The sequence below is a fragment of the Roseateles chitinivorans genome (assembly GCF_050632235.1).
Lineage (GTDB): Bacteria > Pseudomonadota > Gammaproteobacteria > Burkholderiales > Burkholderiaceae_C > Roseateles > Roseateles chitinivorans_A.
Genome location: NZ_CP192584.1, coordinates 1,049,639 through 1,069,795 on the forward strand (window position 1 = coordinate 1,049,639; position 20,157 = coordinate 1,069,795).

At 69.2% G+C, this 20,157-nt stretch carries 14 protein-coding genes and 1 pseudogene; 6 read left to right on the forward strand and 9 right to left on the reverse strand.

Features of this window, described 5'->3' with window-relative positions:
- Nucleotides 1–229: 229 nt before the first annotated feature.
- Both ACQ859_RS04660 and apaG read right to left on the reverse strand, forming a co-directional pair.
- Entirely contained in the window at nucleotides 230–2,146 is a 1,917-nt protein-coding gene (locus ACQ859_RS04660; protein ID WP_431264803.1) for a site-specific recombinase, read from the reverse strand.
- A 100-nt stretch (nucleotides 2,147–2,246) separates the two neighbouring features.
- Nucleotides 2,247–2,621: a Co2+/Mg2+ efflux protein ApaG gene (gene apaG, locus ACQ859_RS04665; RefSeq protein WP_431264804.1), complete on the reverse strand. Its 375-nt coding sequence runs from the start codon at nucleotides 2,619–2,621 to the stop codon at nucleotides 2,247–2,249.
- 148 nt (nucleotides 2,622–2,769) lie between these two features.
- Between apaG and ACQ859_RS04670 the strand changes: the two genes are divergently transcribed.
- From ACQ859_RS04670 to ACQ859_RS04685, 4 genes are all read left to right on the forward strand, one after another.
- Nucleotides 2,770–3,627, forward strand: a complete 858-nt coding sequence (locus ACQ859_RS04670) for a substrate-binding periplasmic protein (RefSeq protein WP_431264805.1) — start codon at nucleotides 2,770–2,772, stop codon at nucleotides 3,625–3,627.
- 100 nt (nucleotides 3,628–3,727) lie between these two features.
- The gene (gene rpe, locus ACQ859_RS04675) at nucleotides 3,728–4,414 is read left to right on the forward strand and encodes a ribulose-phosphate 3-epimerase (RefSeq protein WP_431264806.1); all 687 of its coding nucleotides are present in this window, start codon (nucleotides 3,728–3,730) and stop codon (nucleotides 4,412–4,414) included.
- Between the two features lie 19 nt (nucleotides 4,415–4,433).
- On the forward strand, nucleotides 4,434–4,913 hold the full coding sequence (locus tag ACQ859_RS04680) for a low molecular weight protein-tyrosine-phosphatase (protein WP_431264807.1): 480 nt from the start codon (nucleotides 4,434–4,436) through the stop codon (nucleotides 4,911–4,913).
- Between the two features lie 69 nt (nucleotides 4,914–4,982).
- Nucleotides 4,983–5,591 (forward strand): DNA-3-methyladenine glycosylase I, encoded by a 609-nt coding sequence (locus tag ACQ859_RS04685; protein WP_431264808.1) that lies wholly within the window; start codon nucleotides 4,983–4,985, stop codon nucleotides 5,589–5,591.
- A gap of 90 nt (nucleotides 5,592–5,681) precedes the next feature.
- Here ACQ859_RS04685 and ACQ859_RS04690 read toward each other — a convergent pair.
- From ACQ859_RS04690 to ACQ859_RS04705, 4 genes and pseudogenes are all read right to left on the reverse strand, one after another.
- Nucleotides 5,682–8,803, reverse strand: a pseudogene (locus ACQ859_RS04690) (efflux RND transporter permease subunit).
- 60 nt (nucleotides 8,804–8,863) lie between these two features.
- The gene (locus tag ACQ859_RS04695) at nucleotides 8,864–10,165 is read right to left on the reverse strand and encodes an efflux RND transporter periplasmic adaptor subunit (protein WP_431264809.1); all 1,302 of its coding nucleotides are present in this window, start codon (nucleotides 10,163–10,165) and stop codon (nucleotides 8,864–8,866) included.
- 373 nt (nucleotides 10,166–10,538) lie between these two features.
- Nucleotides 10,539–11,468, reverse strand: coding sequence for a pseudouridine-5'-phosphate glycosidase (locus tag ACQ859_RS04700; RefSeq protein ID WP_431264810.1), 930 nt, complete (start codon nucleotides 11,466–11,468; stop codon nucleotides 10,539–10,541).
- Between the two features lie 83 nt (nucleotides 11,469–11,551).
- Complete coding sequence (locus ACQ859_RS04705) at nucleotides 11,552–12,652, reverse strand: carbohydrate kinase (RefSeq protein WP_431264811.1); 1,101 nt, start codon at nucleotides 12,650–12,652, stop codon at nucleotides 11,552–11,554.
- 186 nt (nucleotides 12,653–12,838) lie between these two features.
- Between ACQ859_RS04705 and ACQ859_RS04710 the strand changes: the two genes are divergently transcribed.
- A complete protein-coding gene (locus tag ACQ859_RS04710; RefSeq protein WP_431264812.1) occupies nucleotides 12,839–14,389 on the forward strand; it encodes a methyl-accepting chemotaxis protein in 1,551 nt (516 codons plus the stop codon).
- Between the two features lie 207 nt (nucleotides 14,390–14,596).
- On the opposite strand, the gene adh is transcribed toward ACQ859_RS04710, so the two are convergent.
- Nucleotides 14,597–16,117, reverse strand: coding sequence for an aldehyde dehydrogenase (gene adh / locus ACQ859_RS04715; protein WP_431264813.1), 1,521 nt, complete (start codon nucleotides 16,115–16,117; stop codon nucleotides 14,597–14,599).
- Between the two features lie 282 nt (nucleotides 16,118–16,399).
- On the opposite strand from adh, the gene ACQ859_RS04720 reads away from it, so the two are divergent.
- The gene (locus tag ACQ859_RS04720; RefSeq protein WP_431264814.1) at nucleotides 16,400–18,547 is read left to right on the forward strand and encodes a sigma-54-dependent Fis family transcriptional regulator; all 2,148 of its coding nucleotides are present in this window, start codon (nucleotides 16,400–16,402) and stop codon (nucleotides 18,545–18,547) included.
- A 194-nt stretch (nucleotides 18,548–18,741) separates the two neighbouring features.
- On the opposite strand, the gene ACQ859_RS04725 is transcribed toward ACQ859_RS04720, so the two are convergent.
- Complete coding sequence (locus ACQ859_RS04725) at nucleotides 18,742–19,152, reverse strand: hypothetical protein (protein ID WP_431264815.1); 411 nt, start codon at nucleotides 19,150–19,152, stop codon at nucleotides 18,742–18,744.
- Nucleotides 19,149–20,084 carry an endonuclease/exonuclease/phosphatase family protein gene (locus ACQ859_RS04730; protein ID WP_431264816.1) on the reverse strand — a complete coding sequence of 312 codons (936 nt, stop codon included), beginning with the start codon at nucleotides 20,082–20,084 and terminating at the stop codon, nucleotides 19,149–19,151. The genes ACQ859_RS04725 and ACQ859_RS04730 overlap by 4 nt, the downstream gene beginning before the upstream one ends.
- Between the last annotated feature and the right edge of the window lie 73 nt (nucleotides 20,085–20,157).

A 20,157-nucleotide genomic window follows, 5' to 3' on the forward strand; every position in this document is an offset into this window, starting at 1 on the left:
GGCGGCGCCACCGAGCACGCCTAGAATCGCCAGCGCCGCGCTCCAGCGGCGAGTTCTACGGATCGGACCACGAATCATGGGCGTGATTTTGCTGGAGGCGCTCGGCGCCCTCGCGCTGCTCGTCTTCATCGTCTGGTGGACGATGTTCTCCGGCCGCAAGGGCGGTGAGCGGCCCGACGACCGCGACGCCGCCTGAGCGACGCCGCGGCCGGGCGTCGACGGTCGGAGCTCAGCCCTTGGGCGGCACCAGGAAGCTCATCGGCTGACGGCGCATCCGCGCCCAGATCGCGGCGCGGACGCGCTTCTGATCGGCCAGTCGGATCCCCCGCGAGCGCAGCGCCACCTTGAACGCCAGGAAGAAGCTGACGCCCACGTTCAGCACGCCGGTGCCCAGGATGCTGATCACGCAGAGCCAGAACGGCCAGTGCTTGAGCACGTCGATCCCGAGCGCCCCCGCTGCGGCGGCCAACTGACCGGTCGACAGCGTCACGTGGCGGACCTCGATCGGCAGGCCGAAGAAGCCCAGCAGCGCCGGCACCAGGCCGAGCATCAGGCCCAGGCTGATGTTGGCGGTCAGTCCCGAGATGTTGTCGCGCCACCAGCGGGACCAGCGTCCCGCCCGGCTCGCGCCCAGCCGCGCGACGATGCGCGGGTTCCACGCGATCGCGCTGTCCAGCCGGTGGAAGACGAACCAGTTCTCGACCCAGCCCGCGATCAGGCTGGACGCGAACAGCAGTACCCCGGTGAACGCGGCGAAGAACAGGGACGGCCCCAGCACGGTCAGCGAATGCAGCACGTGCTCGGCCTCCTTCGCGCCGACCAGCGGCTTGCCGAAGCTGAGCCACGCCGCCAACTGCACGACCAGCACCATCGGCGCCGCCAGCGCGAGGTTGCCGATGATCCCCGCCGTCTGTGATCGGAACAGGTGGGCGACCTCGTCGACGAAGGCCTGCAGGCCGGGCTCGCTGTCGATGTGGCGGAGCTTGTCGGCGAGCGCCGGCGCGGTCATCGCCGGCTGCTTGGTCGCGACGGTCCAGTGCAGCAGCAGGATGAGCACGAAGCTGGCCGCGTAGTTCACGCCCGCCCAGAAACCGCCCCAGAACGCGGACAGCCCCACCGCCATGATCGCGAACTTCATGAAGGTGGTGCCTGCGATCACCAGCCCGCCGCCGCCGGCGCGGCGCAGCATGTCGCCGTACTCCTCACGGTTCCGGGTGATGTAGTGCTCGCCGGTCTCGGCGCTGCGTTCGGCGACCTTGCGCGCCAGCAGCGAGTAGTGCCGCGCGAACAGCGTCCGGATGCTGCGCCGGTCGTGCACGACGGCCACCAGCGCCGCCACCAGGCGCAGCAGCTCGCGCTGCGGGTGATCGGCCAGCAGCACCGCGAGCAGGTCCTCGACGCGGCGCAGCCGCGCCTGCATCTGCTCGACGCCGAACATCAGGTCCACGGAGACGCCGTGTTCCTCGAGGTGATCGGGGACGGAGCGCACCGCCGCCCGGCATTCATCGAGCAAGCCGCGCAGGTACTGCAGCTGGCCGGGCAGGGCGGCCCGGTCGTTCTCGACGAGCGCGTGCTCGACCTGCTCCCACGCGGTGGCGAGGTTGCGGAACGGCCGCCTCGCCAGCAGCTGAGGATCCATGCGCACGCGCAGCGCGCCCGACAGGCCGGCCGAGCGCACCGAGCTCACCAGCACCGTGATCGCGGCGCGCATCTCCTCGCGCCAGTCGCCTTCGGGCGCGCCGGCGAAGAGCAGGCCCAGCCGCTCCAGCAGTTCGTCGTCGACGGCGGCGATCCATTGCTCGTCGGCCTCGTGAGGGAACAGCAGCTCGAAGAGTTCGGACAGGTCCTTGGTGTCCGCGCTCAGCGGCAGCAGGCGCCGGCGCAGACGGCCGAGGAACTCGTTCCACAGCGCCATGCGCGGCGCGAAGCCGACCTCGGCGAACAGGCTGATCGCGTCGACGTCGGCCCAGACGCTGGCGATGACCTCGGCGAAGGCCTTCGCGTGATCCGGATGGCGCTCCAGCATGCGGAGCAGGTACTTGAGGCGGCGGATCGGCAGCGGGGCCGACGGCGCCGCGGGGGCACCGGCTCTTCCCCGGCGGGCGCCGGCGCGCGGTCGTCCTTCAGCGGCGCGTGGCGCAGCCATTCGATCAATCGCACCAGCCAGAGGTTGCGCTCGGCGAGCGGCGCTTGCGGATGCGCCGCGTTCAGCAGCGCGGTGAGGTCCCAGCCCTGGCGACGGAACATCAATGCAGGGAGCCCGTGTCGGCCAGCAGGAACTCGGGCACCTCGGCGTGGAAGACCTCGGCCTTGTCCGTGACGCACAGGAAGCGGCCGCTCATCGTGCCGTGGCGGGTCGCGATCTGGGCCCAGGAGCTGTACTGGAAACGCTCGCCCGGCTGCAGCAGCGGCTGATGGCCGACGACAGCCAGCCCGTGCACTTCCTGTTCCTTGCCGTTGCCGTCCACGATGGTCCAGTGGCGGCCGATCAGCTGGGCGGTGACGTCGCCCCGGTTCTCGATCGTCACGGTGTAGCCATAGGCGAACTCGTTGCGGTCCGGGAAGGTCTGGTCGGCGAGCGGCTCGACGGCGACGCTGCAGTGGAAGTGCGGATGGGCCATCGGCGGATTCTAGGGAATCTCCGGGGCCCCACGTGGGCTATGCTGGCTACCGCACAGAGCAAAAAACAGAACCCGCTCGAACGGACCACCATACGCGACCGGCACGCACCGGACGCCATCCGTCATGGAGACAAGGGCAGGACACCCGTTGGCAGTTCCCCGTCCCAATCGACGCCAGGCCATGGCGCGCGGCTGCGCGCTGGTCGGCGTGGCGGTCACCGTCGGTGTCGAGCTGGGGCTGGTCGCCGCGAATTCGGCGATGGCGGCGCCGTCCGGACCTGCGGTGCCTGCCGTGCCGGGCGCCGGAGCGACGGGACCGCTGACGCTGCGCAGCGCCGCGCAGGCCGGCGCGCCGGCCAAGTACGCGTCCGGCGACCCGCAGCGCCCCGGCCTGTGCGGCGAGATCGCCGAGGCCGTGATGCGGACCGATCCGGACCTGCACATCGAGGGCCTGAACCAGCCGGTGCCGCTGCGGCGCCTGGAGCTGATGCTGAGCAACGGCGACCTGGACGTGTTCTTCTGCCTGCTCAAGTCCGAGCACCGCCATGCGCTGATGCGCTACCTGCCGGTGCCGCTGTACCGGATCTCGCACGTGCTGGCGATGCGCGCCGACGATGCGCGCGCGCCGCGCACCTGGGACGAGCTGCGCGCCTTCTCGCGGCGCCAGCCGCTGCTGCTGGCGCAGGGCACCAAGCTGGCCGCGACGCTGCAGGAGGCGGACGTGTCCTTCATCGAGTCCGCGCGCAGCGACAAGGAAGCGTTGCAGATGCTGGTCCGCGGCCGCACCGCCGGGGTCTACGGCCAGGACTTCAACCTGCGCCAGGCGGCGCGCGGCGCGGGCCTGGAGTCTCGCGTGCGCATCGGGCCGCAGATCTTCGAGGAGGAGACCCAGTACGTCGTGGTCTCGCGCCAGTTGCCGGAGGCCGTGGTGGAACGCCTGACCGACCGGCTGCGCCAGCTCAGCGCGACCGGGGAGATCGCCCGGCTCGCGGAACGCTACCGCTGAGCCCCGGACGCGGGTGTCGCGGCCGGTCGTCGCCCGGGCGTGCGCCAGCCTTTCTACAATCGTCGACTTTCCCCGCCAGCGGCTCCGCGCCCGCCCTGCCATGAACCCGCCCACCTACCGCATCGCCCCCAGCATCCTGTCCGCCGATTTCGCCAACCTGGGCGAGGAAGTCCGCAACGTGCTGGCCGCCGGCGCGGACTGGATCCACTTCGACGTGATGGACAACCATTACGTGCCCAACCTGACTTTCGGTCCGATGGTCTGCGAGGCGCTGAAGAAGCATTCGGTGAAGCCCGACGGCACGCTGGCGCCCATCGACGTCCACTTGATGGTGCAGCCGGTGGACAGCCTGGCGCAGGCCTTCTGCCGCGCGGGCGCGAACCTGGTGAGCTTCCATCCCGAGGCCAGCCAGCACGTGGACCGCACGATCCAGCTGATCAAGTCCGAGGGCGCGCAGGCCGGCCTGGTGTTCAACCCGGCCACACCGCTGGACGTGCTGGAGTGGGTCATCGACAAGGTCGACCTGGTGCTGATCATGAGCGTCAACCCCGGCTTCGGCGGCCAGAGTTTCATCCCCGGCGCGCTGAAGAAGCTGCAGCAGGCCAAGGCGATGATCCTGGCCAGCGGCCGCGACATCCGCCTGGAGATCGACGGCGGCGTGAAGGTCGACAACATCCGCGAGATCGCGGCCGCAGGCGCGGACACCTTCGTCGCGGGCTCGGCCATCTTCGGCAAGCCGGACTACAAGAGCGTCATCGACGCCATGCGCGCCGAGCTGGCGCTCTGAGTCCGGAAGCGTCGACCCGGTGACCCGACTGCTGCTGGTCTGCGCGGCCAACCTGTGCCGCTCCCCGATGGCCGAGGCGGTGCTGCGCCTGCGCGCCGGCGAGCTCGGCCTGACGGAGGTGCACTCGGCCGGCGTGTTCGCGTCGTCGCGCGCGCACGTCGTCGACAAGCGCGCGCTGGCCGTGCTGGAGCAGCGCGGCTACGGCATGGACCGGCGCTGGCGCTCGCGCAAGCTGAAGACCGACGACTTCGACCGCTACGACCTGATCCTGGCGATGGACCGCAGCGTGCTGCGCGGACTGAAGGCGGCAAAGCCGGCGGTCTCGCCGGCGAAGCTGGGCTTGTTCCTCGCCGGCATGACGGGGCTGGGCCTGGACGAGGTGCCCGACCCGTACTACGGCACGGGCAGCGCCTTCGTGCAGGTCCTCGACCTGATCGAGGCGCGCGTGCACACGTGGCCGGCGGACGAGGCGGTCTTCCACAAGACGGCCGGCGGCTGAGCCTGCTGCCAAGGCGGTGCGGCGTCCGGGCCAGAATCGCCCGTCCATGACACGCCTGGGAGGGCGGCGATGAGCGATCGGTTGGCACAGGGGCCGGACGGCCAGTGGCGATGCAAGTGGTGCGAGGCCCCCGGCTTCGACATGTACCGCGACTATCACGACAACGAGTGGGGCTACCCCGTCCGCGAGGACCGGCGGCTGTTCGAGAAGCTCTGCCTGGAAGGCTTCCAGTCGGGGCTGTCGTGGCGGACCATCCTCGCGAAGCGCGAGAACTTCCGCAAGGCGTTCAAGCAGTTCGAGATCGCCAAGGTCGCGAAGTTCGGCGAGGCCGACGTGGCGCGGCTGCTCGCGGACGAGGGCATCGTGCGCCACCGCGGCAAGATCGAGGCGGTGATCCACAACGCGTCCCGCGCGCTGGAGCTTCAGAAGGAAGCCGGCTCGCTGGCCGCCTTCTTCTGGCGCTTCGAGGATCCGGAGGAGGGCGGCGATGTGCGGGCGACCTCGGCGACGTCGATCCAGCTCTCCAAGGAACTGAAGAAGCGCGGCTGGAAGTTCGTCGGACCGACGACGGTCTACGCGTTCATGCAGGCGATGGGGCTGGTCAACGACCATGCCCCGGGCTGCATCGGCCGCCAGACGGCGGCTGCCGCCCGCATGGGCTTCATGCCGCCGCGGTGATCCCGGGCCGGCATGGGGCTTGGGGGTCCTGGAGGGATCCCCCATGCCCCGTGGAGGCCGCGCTCGGCGATGGCAGGTGGGCGGTCCCCGTCAGTCCGCGACGCCTGGCGCGGGATGCTCGGTCAACCGCGTCTGCGCCACTTCCCGCGTATCCGGCCCCTTCCCGCTGAAGCGGTCCAGCGCCAGGTAGATCACCGGCGTGATGTAGAGCGTCACCGCCTGCGACAGGATCAGCCCGCCGACGACCGCCAGGCCCAGCGGCTGGCGCAGTTCCGCGCCGGCGCCCAGGCCCAGCGCGATCGGCAGCGCGCCCATCAGCGCGGCCAGCGTCGTCATCATGATCGGGCGGAAGCGCAGGATGCAGGCCTCGCGGATCGCCTGCTGCGGCGTCATGCCGCCGTTGCGCTGCGCATCGAGCGCGAAGTCGATCATCATGATCGCGTTCTTCTTGACGATGCCCACCAGCATCAGGATGCCGATGGTCGCGATGATGGTCAGCTCCATACCCGCGAGCTGCAGCGTCAGCAGCGCGCCCACCGCCGCCGACGGCAGCCCCGCCAGGATGGTCAGCGGATGGATGTAGCTCTCGTAGAGCACGCCCAGCAGCACGTAGATCACCGCGATCGCCAGCACGATGAGCAGCAGCTGGCCGCCCTGCGAGTCCTTGAACACCGCCGCATCGCCGCCATAGCTGGTGATGATGGACGGCGGCAGGCCGATCTCCTTGGTGAACTGGTCGATCTTGGCCGTGGCGTTGCCCAGCGGCACGTCCGGCGCGAGGTTGAAGCTCAGCGTGATCGCCTGCAGCTGGCCCTGGTGGTTGACCGCGGTCGGACCGAGCTCGCGTTTCACGCTCGCGAAGGCCGTGAGCGGCACCATCGTGCTGTTCTTGCCACGCAGATAGATCTTGCCGAAGGCGTCCTCGCTGAGGCGGTCGCTGTCCGTCGCCTCCATGATCACCTGGTAGGTGTTGCTCTCCGCGTAGATGCTGGAGACCTGGCGCTCGCCGAAGGCCGAGTACAGCGCGTTGCGCAGGTCCTGCATCTGCACGCCCAGCAGCGTCGCGCGCTCGCGGTCGATGACGAGGTTGGCCTGCAGCCCGCGCAGCTGCGAGTCGCTGGTGACGTCGCGGAACACCGGGTCGTTGCGCAGCTTGTCCTGCAGCTTCACGGCCCAGGTGTTGAGCTCGCCGGTGCTGACCGACTGCAGCGTGAACTGGTAGCGGCTCTTGGACTGCCGGCCGCCGAGCTGCAGGTTCTGCACCGGCCGCAGGTAGACCGCGATGCCGGGCACGCCGCGCAGCTTCTTGCGCAGCTGCTCCAGCACCTGCGGCATCGGCGGACGATCGCCGCGCGACTTCAGGTTGATGAAGAGCCGGCCCGTGTTGACGTTGCCGCCGCCTCCGCCGCCGCCCACCGCGGCGGACACCGACGACACCGACGGATCGTCCTGCACGATCTGCGCGACGCGTTCCTGCAGCACGGTCATCGCGGCGAAGGAGATGTCCTCGGCGGCCTCGGTGCTGGCTTGGATCTGGCCGATGTCCTCTTCCGGGAAGAAGCCCTTGGGGATGACGATCCACAGCCACGCGCTGGCGATGAAGGTGGCCAGCGCCACCACGCCGACGACCCAGCGGCGCGCGAGCGCCAGTCCAGCGAGGCGGTGTACTTGTTCAGCACCCAGCTGAAGCCTGCCTCGAAGGTGCGTCCGAGCGCGTTCTCTTCCACCTCATGGTGGCTGCTCAGGAAGCGGCTGCACAGCATGGGCACCAGCGTCAGCGAGACGCCGGCCGACACACCGATCGCCAGCGACACGACGACGGCGAACTCGTGGAACAGCAGCCCGATCACGCCCGGCATGAAGAAGATCGGGATCAGCACGGCGATCAGCGAGATCGAGATCGACATGATGGTGAAGGCCATCTCGCGCGCGCCGCGGATGGCGGCGTCGAAGGGCGCCATGCCGTCCTCGACGTGGCGGTAGATGTTCTCCAGCATCACGATCGCGTCGTCGACCACCAGGCCGACGGCCAGCGTGATGCCCAGCAGCGAGATGTTGTCCAGGCTGTAGCCCAGCGCGAACAGCAGCGTCACCGCGCCGATCAGCGAGATCGGCAGCGACAGTGTCGGGATCAGCGTCGCGACCATGCGGCGCAGGAACAGGAAGATCACCATCACGACCAGCGCCACCGTCAGCGCGAGCGTGAAGTAGACGTCGTGCAGGCCTTCGCGGATGGACACCGAGCGGTCGTTGAGCGTGCTCATCTGCGCCGAGGCCGGCAGCTGCGCGGCGAAGCGCGGCAGCATCGCCTTCACCGCGTCGACGACCTTGACGGTGTTGGCGTCGGGCTGGCGCTGCACGGCCAGCACGATGGAGCGCTCGCCGTTGAAGTTGGAGAAGGACTTGACGGTCTCGTAGCTGTCCTCGACGTCGGCGACCTCGCGCAGGAACACCGGCGCGCCGTTGCGCGTGGCCACGACGATGCCGCCGAAGGCGTTGGCGTCGCGCAGCTGCTTGTTGGCCTGGATGGTCAGCGTCTGGCGCGCGCCGTCCAGCGTGCCGACGGGCGTGTTGGCGTTGGCGCCCTTGACGGCGGCCTGCAGCTCGTCGAGCGTGATGTTGCGCTGCTGGAGCAGTTCGTTGCGCGCCTTGATGCGCACCGCGAAGCGCTTCTGGCCGTAGATGGAGACCTGCGCCACGCCGTCGATGGTCGACAGGCTGGGGGTGATCAGGTTCTCGGCGTAGTCGTTGAGCTCGGACAGGTTGATCGACGGCGAGGTCAGCGCCACCAGCAGCACCGGCGCGTCGGCCGGGTTGACCTTGCGGTAGGACGGTGGCGTGGTCATCTCGACCGGCAGCGCGCGCAGCGAGCGGAACAGGGCGGCCTGCACGTCGACCGCGGCGGCGTCGATGTCGCGCGCGGAGTCGAACTCCAGCGTCAGCGAGCTGTTGCCCAGCGTGTTGGTCGAGGAGATCGTCGTGATGCCCGCGATGGTGGAGAACTGCTTCTCCAGCGGCAGCGCGACGGACGAGGCCATCGTCTCGGGGCTGGCGCCGGGCAGCGTGGCCTGCACGTTGATGACCGGCGTGTTGAAGCTGGGCAGCGCGGCGACCGGGATGCGGCTCCACGCGGCGATGCCGGCGACGACCAGCGCCACGTTCAGCAGCACGGTCATGACCGGCCGGCGGATGAAGAGTTCGGTGAGATTCATGGCGGCTTCCGTGGGGCGGGAGGCTTCGAAGCGTCGAAGGCGGGGGCCGGAAGGCCGGGATCAGGGCGCGGCGACGTCGGTGGCGGAGGCGCCGCCGCCGGCAGCCGCCGAGGCCGCGGCCAGGCGCGCGGCGGCGGCCGGATCGACGGCGGCGGGCTGCGTGCGCAGCGGCGTGCCGGGGCGCAGGTTCTGCTTGCCGTCGAGCACCACCGTCGCGCCCGCGTCGACGCCGTCGACCACGGCCATCTCGCCGAAGGTGTAGCGCAGCTTCACCGGCTTGAGCTGGGCGGTCTTGTCGGGGCCGACGACGTAGACCTGGCGGTCGTTGCCGCGCAGGATGATCGCGGCCTGCGGGATCACGATGGCGTCCTTCATGCTGCGCAGCGTCATGCGCACGCGCAGGTACTGGCCGGGCCAGAGCTTCTGCGCGTCGTTGGTGAACTCGGCCTTCAGCTTGATCGTGCCGGTGGTCGCGTCGACGAGGTTGTCGACGAAGGTCAGCTTGCCGCGGGCCACGGATTCGACGGGCTTGCCGCCCTTGCTGTCCTTGCGGGAAGGGCCACCCTCGATCGACGGCAGGACGACCTGGACCTCGGGCGGCGTGACCTGCGCGCCGGTGGCGCCGGGGCGCATCGCGTCGAGCACGGGAGCGAGCTCGGTCTCGGGCAGGTTGAAGCTGATGGCGATCGGATCGATCTGGACGATGTTGACCAGCGGCGTGCCGGTGGCGCTGGCCTGGACCAGGCTGCCGGGCCAGACATTGACGGCGCCGGCGCGGCCGGCGAAGGGCGCGCGGATCTCGTTGTAGCTGAGCGCGACGGACGCGGAGTCGATGGCGGCGGCGTCCGCGTCGACGAGGCTGCGGCCGCCCTGCAGGCTGGCCAGCGCGGTGTCGACGGCGCTCTGCGCGACGAAGTTCTGGGCGAGCAGGTCCTTGGCGCGTTCGTACTGGCGCTGCAGGTCGCCGAGGGCGGCCTTGTCGCGGGCGAGCTGGGCCTTCGCCTTGTCGAGGTTGGCGCGGTCCGCGCGCTCGTCGAAGCGGAACAACACCTGACCCTTGGTGACCGTCTGGCCGTCGTGGACCAGCACGTCGCGGATGGTCGAGGTGGTCTGGGCGCGCAGGTCGACCTGGTTGATCGGGGTGACGGTGCCGGAGGCTTCGACCGTCACGGGGACGTCGCGGCGCTGCGCGGTGACGACGCCGACGGTCTGGGTGCCGGCGGGGCCGGAGGCGCCGCGCGCGGCGGCTGCCGGGCCGGCCTCGCCGCCGTCACGGGAGGCGGCCCGCGACTTCCACCACCATCCTCCGCCCGCGAGGAGCAGGACGACGATCAGGGATAGGACGAGGGGCTTGCGGCGCATGAACACGTTCTCCAACGGACAGTCTTCGAGGGGCGCTCTGCAAAGCTCCCCAAGGGCGCGGAAGGTTAAGTCCGGCTCTTTCGATGATTGTTTCGTTCAGGTTAATCCTGCGCGAGCGGGAGGAAAACCTGTGCGATTGGAGCGTGAACGAGCGTTTCCGGGGGCGAAAAAAGGCTGGCGCACTGCCTCCGCCGCTGGCCCTCACCCCCACCCTCTCCCGCACGCGGGAGAGGGAGCAAGAAGGGAGCGTCGCGCAAGCTGGAGCGGGTGTGTGGAACGGAAGCCCCGCGCAAGCAGAGGCCGAGCGGGACCGGCGCCGGTCGGACTCCCTCGCCCGCTTGCGGGAGAGGGTGGGGGTGAGGGCCAGCGGCCGTCAGCGTGCGAGTGCCTTGGCGAGCGCCGCGCCGACGACGGCGTTGTGCTTCACCAGCGCGATGTTGGTGATGAGGCTGGCGCCGCCGCTGAGGTCCTTGATGCGGGCGAGCAGGTAAGGCGTGACCGCCTTGCCGCTGATGCCCTGCACGGCGGCTTCCCGGAGTGCCTGCTCGACGAAGCCGTCGATGACGGCTTGTGGCATCTCGTGCTCAGCGGGCACCGGATTGCTGATCACCGCGCCGCCGCTCAATCCGAGCGCCCATTTCGTGCGCAGGAACCGCGCCTGATCCGCCGGTGCGTCGATGCGGAAGTCCGCCTTCAACCCGCTGTCGCGCGTGTAGAACGCGGCGAAGTTCTCCTGCCCCACCGACAGCACCGGCACGCCGTGCGTCTCCAGGTATTCCAGCGTCAGCGCCAGGTCGAGGATGCTCTTGGCGCCCGCGCAGACCACGGCCACCGGCGTGCGGGCGAGTTCCTGCAGATCGGCGGAGATGTCGAACGAAGTCTCCGCTCCGCGGTGCACGCCGCCGATGCCGCCGGTGACGAAGACCTCGATGCCGGCCAGGCGGGCGCAGATCATCGTCGCGGCCACCGTCGTGGCGCCGGCGCGGCCCGTCGCCAACGCGAAGGGCAGGTCGCGACGGCTGAGCTTCATCGCGTCGGGGGATTGGCCGAGCAACTCGAGTTGCGTGTCGTTCAGCCCGACGCGGATCTTCCCGTCCAGCACGGCGATGGTCGCGGGCACGGCGCCGTGCTCGCGCACGATGGCTTCGACCTCGCGCGCCGTCTGCACGTTCTGCGGATAAGGCATGCCGTGCGAAATGATCGTGGACTCCAACGCCACCAGCGGACGACCCCCGGCGCGCGCGGCGGCCACTTCGGGCGAGAAGTCGAGGAGGTTCTGGTCGATCAGGTCTTGCGTGGTCATGGGCTCTCTCTTGGATTCGACTTGGATTCGTGTCGGATTCGATCTGGGATTCGATCTCGGATTCGGACCTGCGGCAGCAGGCTTCAGACGAGCAGCGCGGGGCTCAGCGCCTCGCTGACGGTGGCGTCGCTCTGCAGCGTCAGCGCCGCCAGCTGGAGGCCGAGCGCGCAGGCGCCGCGCAGGTCGTCGGGGTCGCGATGCAGCGCGGCGGCGATGCCGGCGGTCATCGCATCGCCGGCGCCGGTGACCTCGCGGATCGAGGCCGGGTCCAGCCGCGGAGGCGGGAGCAGGACGAGGTCGTCGCCCTCGGAGAAACGGACGCCCGCCGCGCCGTCGCTCATCACGAGCCGTTGCAGCCCCGCTTCGTGCAGCGATCGCCAGGCGTCGCGCAAGGCGGCGTCATCGGGCAAGGCCCGGCCCACGACCGCCTGCAGTTCGCCGCGGTTCAGCACCAGCAGCTCGACGCCGCGCAGGTCACTGCCGAGCCGGGCCATCTTCGGCTCCGACACGGCGACCAGCAGCAGGCGCTGATCGCGCAGACGCGCCTCGGCGCGCAACTCGTCGAGCGTCTCTCGCGGCAGGTTGAGATCGGCGACCAGCCAGCGGGCCGGCGCGCGCTGCGGCGCGGTCTGTCGCAGGAAGGCCGGATCGAGCCGATCGGTCAGTTCCATGTGGGCGAGCGCGAGCACCAGTTCCCCCTCAGGATCGAGCACCGCCGTGTAGCTGCCCGTCGCCGCGTCCGCCGCCTGCAGACAGCCCGCGCAATCGACGCCCAGCCCCTGCAGCTGCGTCAGCAGCGTCTGCCCGGCGGCATCGCGGCCGACGGCCGTCAGCAGGTGCACCGGCAGGCCGAGCCGGGCGAGGTTCTCCGCGATGTTGCGCGCGACGCCGCCCGCCGATTCATGCTGGCGGGCCGGATTCGAGCTGCCCATCCGCAGCGGGCCGACGGCGCGCAGCTTGCGGTCCAGGTTCGTGCCGCCGATGCAGACGATGGGCTGACGCTGCGGCAGCACGTAGGCGCGGCCGAGGATGCGGCCTTCGCGCGTCAGCTGTCCCAGATGCCCCGCCACGGCGGAGCGCGACAGCCCCAGCCGATCCGCCAGCTCCTGCTGTCCGATGAAGGGGTTGGCCTCGACCAGCGCCAGCAGCTGTTCCTTGGAGGACGGTTCCTTGATGGGCGTCATGGCGCCGGATTCTAGAGAGCTTCAAACCTTGATGCAAACATATGTTTTGAGAGCAGACATTTGTTTATCCTGGTCGCTGAGGATGCCAGGGACTCGCGCGACAGGCGAACTTTGCATACCCTTCACCTGCTCCCACAGACCACAACGGCGGGGAGTGCGCCGCATCAAACAGTCAAGGAGGACGCCATGCGGAAGAACTTGCCCGTCACCCAGCGCCAGTACGACTTCCCCGCCGACGCGACGCTGATGTCCACGACGGACACCAAGAGCCGGGTCACCTACGCCAACGAGGCCTTCGTCGAGGCCAGCGGCTTCACGACGGAGGAACTGCTCGGCCAGCCCCACAACATCGTCCGGCATCCCGACATGCCACCCGAGGCCTTCGGCGACATGTGGCAGACGCTGCAGGGCGGCGAGTCCTGGACCGGGCTGGTGAAGAACCGGCGCAAGAACGGCGACCATTACTGGGTCCGCGCGAACGCGACCCCGGTGATGCGCAACGGCCAGCCGGTGGCCTACATGTCGGTGCGCACGCGCCCGTCGGCCGAGGAGATCGCCGGCGCGGAACGGCTCTACGCCGACATGCGCGAGGGACGCGCGAAGCACCTGCGCATCCACAAGGGCGTGCTGGTGCGTACGGGTGCGATGGCCTGGACCTCGATGCTGAAGACGATGCCGGTGCGCTGGCGCGTGCGGCTGCCGCTGCTCGCGTTGACGGTCGCGGCGATCGTGTCGGCGTGGATGAGCGCCGCGACGCTCGCCGCCGCCGCGATGTGGATCGGTGCCTTCGTGGTCGTGTCGCTGCTGGCGATGTGGTTCCTGGAAGCGCAGGTCGTGGCGCCGATGGAATCGCTCGCGCGGCATGCGAAGCGCGTGGCCAGCGGCGACACGCGCGACCCGCTCCAGATGGACCGGGTCGACGAGATCGGCATGGCGCTGCGCTCGCTCAACCAGCTGGGGCTGATGTTCCGCTGGGTCATCGATGACGTGGCGGCGCAGGTGGTGACGGTGCGCTCGTCCAGCGGGGACATCCTCAGCGGCAACAACGAGATCAGCGCGCGGACCGAGCAGGCCTCGGCGAGCCTGCAGCAGACGGCCGCGTCGATGGAGGAGATGAGCGCCACCGTGCGCAGCAACGCCGACGCCGCGCGTCAGGCCGAAGACCTGGCGCAGGGGGCGAGCGTCGCGGCCGCGCAAGGCGGCGAGGTGGTCCGCAACGTCAACGAGACCATGGTGGGGATCACGACGTCCAGCAAGCGGATCGGCGACATCATCGGCGTCATCGACGGGATCGCGTTCCAGACCAACATCCTGGCGCTGAATGCGGCGGTCGAGGCGGCGCGCGCGGGCGAGCAGGGGCGCGGATTCGCGGTGGTCGCGAGCGAGGTGCGTTCCCTGGCGCAGCGCAGCGCGGCGGCGGCCAAGGAGATCAAGCAGCTGATCGGGGAAAGCGTCGAACGCGTCGAAGCCGGCGGGCGTCAGGTCGACGAGGCCAGCAAGGCGATGCACGAGATCGTCGAGCAGGTGAAGAGCGTCTCGGCGCTGATCTCGACGATCGGCAACGCGACACGCGAGCAGGCGACGGGCATCGCCCAGGTCAGCCAGGCGGTGAGCGAACTCGACCGCACGACCCAGCAGAACGCGGCACTCGTGCAGCGGTCTGCCGGAGCGAGTGATTCACTCGAGAAACAGGCCACGCAGCTGGTGCAGGCCGTGGCGGTCTTCAGGATGAGCTGAGGACTGCGGAGGCCGCTGGCCCTCACCCCGCCCTCTCCCGCAAGCGGGAGAGGGAGTCCGACCGGATCCACTCGCAGCGTGGTCTCTTCTTGCCCCCTCTCCCGCTTGCGGGAGCTCGCAACACTCGGTGCAACGACTCCCTCTCCCGCTTGCGGGAGAGGGCAGGGGTGAGGGCCAGCGGCGGTGGCAGTACGGAAGCCTGGGGCTTTAGAAGAACCCCAGCTTCTTCTGCGAGTAGCTGACCAGCAGGTTCTTCGTCTGCTGATAGTGGTCCAGCATCATCTTATGGGTCTCACGACCGATGCCGGATTCCTTGTAGCCGCCGAAGGTCGCGTGCGCCGGATAGGCGTGATAGCAATTCGTCCACACGCGACCGGCCTTGATCCCCTTGCCCATGCGGAAGGCCGTGTTGATGTCGCGCGACCACACACCCGCGCCCAGCCCGTACGGCGTGTCGTTGGCGATGCGCAGCGCCTCTTCCTCCGTCTTGAAGGTCGTCACCGCGAGCACCGGGCCGAAGATCTCCTCGCGGAAGATCCGCATGTCGTTGGTGCCCTTGAACAGCGTCGGCTCGATGTAATACCCACCCGCCAGGTCGCCGCCCAGCTGCGCACGTCCGCCGCCGATGAGGCACTGCGCGCCCTCCTGCTTGCCGATCTCGAGGTAGGACAGGATCTTGTCCAGCTGCATCGACGAGGCCTGCGCGCCCATCATCGTGTCGGTGTCCAGCGGGTTGCCCTGCTTGATGGCCTTCACGCGGTCGATCGCCCGGGCGATGAACTTGTCGTAGATCGATTCATGGATCAGCGCGCGCGACGGGCAGGTGCAGACCTCGCCCTGGTTGAACGCGAAGAGCACCAGCCCCTCGATCGCCTTGTCGAACAGGTCGTCGTCCTGCGCGGCGATGTCGGGGAAGAAGACGTTCGGGCTCTTGCCGCCCAGCTCCAGCGTGGCCGGGATCAGGTTGGTGGCGGCCGCCTGGGCGATGACGCGGCCGGTCGCGGTGGAGCCGGTGAACGCGATCTTCCCGATGCGCTTGCTCTGCGCCAGCGGCATGCCGGCTTCCTTGCCGTAGCCGTTGACGATGTTGAGCACGCCCGGCGGGAGCAGGTCGGCGATCAGCTCGGCCAGGACCAGGATGCTGACCGGCGTCGACTCGGCCGGCTTGAGCACGACCGCGTTGCCCGCGCCCAGCGCCGGCGCCAGCTTCCACGCGGCCATCAGGATCGGGAAATTCCACGGAATGATCTGGCCGACGACGCCCAGGGGTTCATGGAAGTGGTACGCGATGGTGTTGGCGTCGATCTCGCTGAGCCCGCCTTCCTGCGCCCGCAGGCAGCCGGCGAAGTAGCGGAAGTGGTCGACCGCCAGCGGCAGGTCGGCGTTCAGCGTCTCGCGCATGGGCTTGCCGTTGTCGACGGTCTCGGCGTAGGCGAGCAGCTCCAGGTTCTGCTCGATGCGGTCGGCAATGCGCAGCAGCACGTTGGCGCGTTCGGCGGCGGACGTGGCGCCCCACTTTTCCGCGGCGGCATGCGCGGCGTCGAGCGCGAGCTCGATGTCGGCGGCGGTCGACCGCGCCGCCTGCGTGAAGACCTGCCCGGTGATGGGCGTGATCACGTCGAAGTACTGGCCGTCGCGCGGCGCCGTCCACTGGCCGCCGATGAAGTTGTCGTAGCGCTTCTTGAACTCCAGCGGCGCGCCGGCCGCGTTGGGCTTGGCGTAGATCATGGTGTTGTCTCCGTGGTTTGTTGAGGCGAAGGACGCCGACGGCTTCATTGCATGGGCCGTGCCAGCGCCGGCTTCGCGCGCAAGACCCTGCTTGCCGGGCGGAAAGCCTCTTCCCATCGCGGTCCGATTTGGTCAGGATCGGTCCAAGGTGGCGCAGGCACGGCATCGGCGGCACAGGTGTTCCGGAATGGAACACCGGAGCCGCCACTGAGCGTCAAGACCGGTTCAAACCGGCGGGGGCGACCCGATGAGCGCGAGCGAAGCGTCCAAGGAGACAACGGCATGGTGAAAACCCCGAGCGGCGCCGCAGTGGCGCCGCGACTGCTGCGCGCAGCGCGGCGCGAGCTGCTGGACACGGGCCGGCTCAGCGTCGAGACGCTGGACGAAGGGCTGAGCCGCAGCTGGCTGCGCAGCCGCGATTTCGGCTTGAGTCCGGTGGGGCGACCGCCCGGCGCGCCGCATGCGTCCGGCGCGCAGCTGCGACGCGCGCTGGAGCGCCAGCATGAGCTGGTCGCCCATGCGCGGCCGGTGATGGAGGACCTCTTCGAGCAGACCGGCGATGGCGACGGACTCGTGATCCTGGCCGATGCGCAGGGGCTGTTGCTGGGCGCGCTCGGCGACGGGCGTTTCGTCGACCGCGCGCAACGCGTGGCGCTGCGGCCCGGCGCGATCTGGGACGAGCGCTGGCGGGGCACGAACGCGATCGGCACGGCGCTGGCGGAGCAGCGGCCGGTGGCGGTGCTCGGCGGCGAGCACTTCCTGGAGCGCAATGCCTTCCTCAGCTGCACGGCGGCGCCGATCCGCGATCCGCAAGGACGGGTGCTGGGCGTGCTGGACATCTCCGGCGAGCAGCGCGGCTTCCAGCGGCACACGCTGGCGCTGGTGCGATCGGCAGCGCGGATGGTGGAGCATCGCCTGTTCCAGACACGACACGCGGACGGGCTTCGGCTGCAGGTCCACGTCCAGCCGGAAGGGCTGGGCACGCCGACCGAGGGCCTGCTCGCGCTGAGCGAGGACGGCTGGATCCTCGGCTGCAACGCGGCGGCGCAGGCGTGGCTCGGGACGGACGCGGCGCGGCCGAGTCCGCTGGAGTCGGTGCTGCCGGTGCGGTGGGCCGAGCTGATGGACTGGGCGCGACAGGGCGGCGAAGGCGCTCGGCTGCTGCATCGAGAGGATGCGCCGCCGCTGTGGCTGCGGCTCGATGCGCCGCGCGGTTGGCGACGTCCGTCCTCGCCCGTTGCAGACACGGGGGCAAGCACGGGCTCGCGCTCGAGCGTGATCCCGGCGATCGCCGATGCGGAGATCGTCCCCCCGGTGTCGACGAACGCCGAGCGCGATGGGCACGATGAGCGCGCGGAGCGGCATCGGGATCGGGAACACGCCTCGCGAGAGTCGGCGGCGGACGACGCCCTGCAGGTGCTGGACCTCGGCGACGCCGCGATGCATCAGGCGGTGCTGCGCGCGCGTCGCGTGCTGGACAAGCCGATTCCGCTGCTGCTGCAGGGCGAGTCGGGGGTCGGCAAGGATCTGTTCGCCCGCGCGGTGCACGACAGCGGACCGCGCCGGGATCGCCCCTACGTGGCGGTGAATTGCGCCGCGCTGCCGGAGACGCTGATCGAGGCGGAGCTCTTCGGCTACCGGCCCGGCGCGTTCACCGGCGCGTCGCGCGACGGCGCGCAAGGGCGGCTGCGCGAGGCACACGGCGGCACCTTGTTCCTCGACGAGATCGGCGACATGCCGCTGGCGCTGCAGGCGCGGCTGCTGAGGGTGTTGCAGGACCGGCAGGTGCAGCCCCTGGGCGGTGGTCCGACGGTGCCAGTCGACTTCCAGCTGATCGGCGCGAGCCACCGTCCGCTGCGACCGTTGGTCGCGCAGGGGCTGTTCCGCGAGGATCTGTACTACCGGCTCAACGGACTGACGCTGTGCCTGCCGCCGCTGCGCGAGCGCCAGGACTTGCCCGTGCTGGTGGCGCGCCTGCTGGCGGCGTTGGAACCGACCCGGCGCGTGGTGCTCGACCCGGCGCTGGCACGGGAGCTGAGCGCCTACCGCTGGCCTGGCAACGTGCGGCAGCTGGAGCAGGCCTTGCGCATCGCCTGCGCGCTGATGGAGCCTGGCGAGTCGGTGATCCGGCGCGGGCATCTGCCGGACGATCTCGTGGAGGAACTGGACCAGTGTCTTGACGAGCCCATGGCGATTCCGGTGCTCGTTCCGGCGCACGCACCGGCGGCTACTCGTCCACGGACTCCGGCGCAGAAAGCGGCCTCGACGGACACCGCGCCGACGATGCTGCGCGACCAGTCCCGGGCGCATGCGCGCAGCGTCCTGGAGGCGTGCGAGGGCAACCACTCCGCCGCAGCCCGGCGACTGGGCATCGGGCGCAACACGCTGTACCGGCTGCTCAAGACGCCTGATGCGTCGCCCGACGCGTAGGGCAATCCCTCACGCGCGCATCAGCGATCCGCCGAAGCCGCGATGGGGAGAACCCGCCTTTCTGGATCCAGAGGGGATCCGTATTCTTTCGTTCATGCGGTCCAGGGTTTTGGTGGTGGATACGCAGAGGCGCAAGCCGGACGTCAATGGGTAAGGCGGACATTCGAAAGGATGTCCGCCTTCGTCTTTTGGGGTCACCGGTTGGCAAAGTATTGGATCGCGCGGCCCACGCGAGCTGTTTCTAGCAGGTTGGCCAACTCCTCCAGCAATTCGTCGCCATCCCCGCAATAGAGACTTTGGAACTCGTAGACCAAGTGCGCGGCGTATCCACCGTTCGAGCCGGGCTCCCAACCCGCGATGACTCGTCCCTCGCGTCCGTCCTCCGTGCTCTGGATGACGAGACGGAGCGGAACGCTTGCAAGGCGCATCGCCTCATCTTCGTCGGCATTGTGGAACTTGCCGACGAACAGCTTGCCTTTGCCGGACGTGCAACGACGGATGGCATTGTCCAGCTCGCCCAGGATGCGCTCGATCTCCGCGCGCTCTCCATCGGCTGTGGTGGCATTGTCGATACCGGATCGGATATGCCTGTCGAAGTCGATCATGGGTACTGCCTTTCAATGTGTCCAATGATGGGAAGGTGATCGAAGGTGCGTTGCATCGAGCGGATCTCAATGCCGGCCTCCGATTCGGAGACGACGCGGGTGGACGCTTCGTCCAGGCGCCAGCCAGACTTGCCGAAGAGCACCGCGGAAGAGACGATCAATTGATCGAAGGTCCTCCACCTGGTGTCCCGGCCACGACGATGGAAGTAGGTGCCCGGGTCTGCAGCGTGTCGCTCGCGCAGCCGATGTTCGAACGAGCTCAGGTGTCGCCAGAACGGGTTGTAGAAGAGCTTCGGATTGCGCTGGATCTTGTCGTGATCCCTGCTGGCGCGTAGATAACGCTCCAGGCCTTCATCGAAGGGCTCGTCGTTGAAGTCGCCCACGAGCACGATGTTGGGTTGAGGATCGCCTCGGAAGATGTGGTCCTCGATCCAGTGGCGGAGGAAAGCCGCGATGTGGGTTCGTCCGCTGTCCTGACGATCCAGATGGAGGCGGCTGGGCCAGTGAGAGACGATGAGTTGGATCCACTGGCTGTTGTCCCACAGGCGGACCTCGAAACACAGCCCCACCTTGGTCACCGACTTCCCGTCTTCGAGCAGGATGGAATCCTGGAACTGCACATGAACGTAGTCCTTGCGACTCAGGACGCAGAACGAAAAGCGGCTCTTGCCCGCCCGATGGCAGGCGGGGAGCCACGTGTAGCGGGCGACGCCTTTCGGGCACTTGTCTCGCAAGGCGGCAATGCTCTCATCCGACATCTCGCCCAGGACGATGATGTCCGCCCTGACGACATCCATCAGCCGAAGCAGCACTTCAGCCGCCGCTGAGATGATCTCGTTGCCGGTCTTGGAGGTCACTCCCGCTGGCGAGAGTTTGGTGTTCCACCACACGATGCGGAGGCCCGTTTCGGGCGGAATGGGGTCGGGATTCATGAGCTGAAGAACGTCCTGGCAAAGCGGTATCTGACATCGCCGAGCCCTGGCTGCCGGCGCCTGCTCCACTGCG